The sequence below is a fragment of the Chromobacterium sp. CCUG 30098 genome (assembly GCF_059916605.1).
This window is the reverse complement of sequence record NZ_JAUCGS010000036.1, coordinates 1-500: the sequence shown is the minus strand read 5'-3', so window position 1 is coordinate 500 and position 500 is coordinate 1. Positions and strand designations below refer to the sequence as shown.

The window sequence follows — 500 nt, the reverse complement described above, 5'->3', positions numbered from 1 at the left end:
ATGGACTCCAACAGCTTGCGGGTATAGCTCTGCCGCGGTTCGCGGTAGATCTGGTCCGCGTCCGCCTGCTCCACCACCTCGCCCTTGTTCATCACCATCACCTGGTCGGAGATATGCTTCACCACCGCCAGATCGTGTGAGATGAACAGATAGGACAGGCCGTATTCGTCCTGCAGGTCTTGCAGCAGGTTCAGCACTTGCGCCTGCACCGACACGTCCAGCGCCGACACCGATTCGTCGCAGATCAGCACTTCCGGCTTCAGGGTCAGGCAGCGCGCGATGGCGATGCGCTGACGCTGGCCGCCGGAGAATTCGTGCGGGTATTTCTGCAGCGCCCCGACCGGCATCCCCACCTTGTCCAGCAGTTCCTGCGCCAGCTTGCGCCGTTCGCCGCCGTCGCGGCCGATGCCGTGCAGCTGCATCGGCTCGCTCAGGATCTGCTCCACGGTGAAGCGCGGGTTCAGCGAGGCGTAGGGGTTCTGGAAGATGATCTGGATGCG

At 63.4% G+C, this 500-nt stretch carries 1 protein-coding gene; it reads right to left on the bottom strand.

The window, feature by feature from the left end; translation table 11 throughout:
* A partial coding sequence (locus QUG03_RS23220) for an ATP-binding cassette domain-containing protein (protein WP_500821125.1) occupies positions 1–500 on the bottom strand: 500 nt, incomplete at both ends.